At 73.0% G+C, this 1,404-nt stretch carries 2 protein-coding genes; both read left to right on the top strand.

Translation table 11 applies throughout. The annotated features are described in order from the left end of the window. Positions 1 to 525: pilin (locus NON22_RS24325; RefSeq protein WP_257389564.1), on the top strand; the 525-nt coding region annotated here is incomplete at its 5' end. A gap of 268 nt (positions 526 to 793) precedes the next feature. After that, positions 794 to 1,404 (top strand): TonB-dependent receptor plug domain-containing protein (locus tag NON22_RS24320; RefSeq protein ID WP_257389563.1); only part of this gene is annotated, 611 nt, incomplete at its 3' end.

Raw genomic sequence — 1,404 nt, 5'->3', positions numbered from 1 at the left:
GTCGCGGCCGAGCTCGGCATGCGCGGCGCACCGCCGCCGCTGCCGCGCGCGCCGGCCCGTCCGCGCGCGGCGCCGCCATCGCCGGGCAGCGGAAAGAAGATCGCACTGATCGTCGGCGGCGTGCTGCTGATCGGCTTCGTGATGTTCGGCGGCATCCTCGCGGCGATCGCGATTCCGGCCTACAACGACTACACGATCCGCTCGAAGGTCGTGCAGGCCTACGTCGTCGCTGCGGGCCAGCGCACGGCCGTGGCCGAGTTCCACCTGAGCAACGGCCGCTGCCCGCGCAACGGCGACGAGGGCTTCGACGCGGCCGAGAGCTACGCCAGCACGTATCTCGCGAGCCTGGAGTTCACCGAGGCAGGGGGCGGCTGCGAGATCCGCGCGACGCCGCGCAACCTCGGCGCGCGGCTCGACGGCGCGCGCCTGATCCTGCACATGGACGGGCAGCAGCACTGGACCGAGAGCGGCGAGAACATCGCGGCGCGCTATCTGCCGGCGTCGATGCGGCGCAGCTCGCGCTGACGGCGCGGCGCGCGTAGCGTCGCGTCCGCTAGCCGCAGATCGGGGGACATTTCCGTCTGCCGCGCCGGCGGCGCTGCGCTGGGCCGCCGACGAGCTGCCGCGCAGTCCGCCGGCCGGCGCGCCGCCACCGGCCCTGCAGCCGGAGCACAAGTTGCTTTTTCCTAAGTCGGGCGTAAAGATCCGGGCGTCGGAACGGCGCCGGACCGGGGTCCCGCGTACCGGCATTCGCAAAGGGCGGTCCTGATCCTTTTGGCGTCGGGGGATGCGCATGGACGTTCGCTTCGGACAGGCGCCGCTGCGCGGCCGCCGCAGCTGTCGGGCCCGACGCGGCCTCGCCTTCGCCGCTGGCGCGCTGCTTAGCGCAGCGGCCGCCGCCGGCGGACCGCAGGCCGGCGACCTCGCCGACCTCAGCCTCGAGCAGCTCGGCGACATCGAAGTCACGTCCGTTTCACGCCAGGCCGAGCGCCTGCTCGATGCGGCCGCGTCGATCTACGTGATCACGGCCGACGACATCCGCCGCTCGGGCGCGACGACCCTGCCCGAGGCGCTGCGCCTCGCGCCGAACCTGCAGGTCGCGCGCGTCAACGCCGCGAACTACGCGATCTCCTCGCGCGGCTTCAACAATTCGCTCGGCAACAAGCTGCTGGTGCTGATCGACGGCCGCACGGTCTACACGCCGCTGTTCTCCGGCGTGTTCTGGGACGCGCAGGAGGTCATGCTGCAGGACGTCGAGCGCATCGAGGTCATCAGCGGCCCCGGCGCGACCTTGTGGGGCGCCAACGCGGTCAACGGCGTCATCAACGTGATCACGCGGCCGGCCGGCGCGACGCGCGGCGGCCTGCTCGCGGCGACGGTCGCGAGCGACCGGCGCGCTCTCGC

The organism is Tahibacter caeni, from assembly GCF_024609805.1.
GTDB lineage: Bacteria > Pseudomonadota > Gammaproteobacteria > Xanthomonadales > Rhodanobacteraceae > Tahibacter > Tahibacter caeni.
The sequence above is the reverse complement of the archived record's forward strand: the minus strand, read 5'-3'. Positions and strand labels throughout refer to the sequence as shown.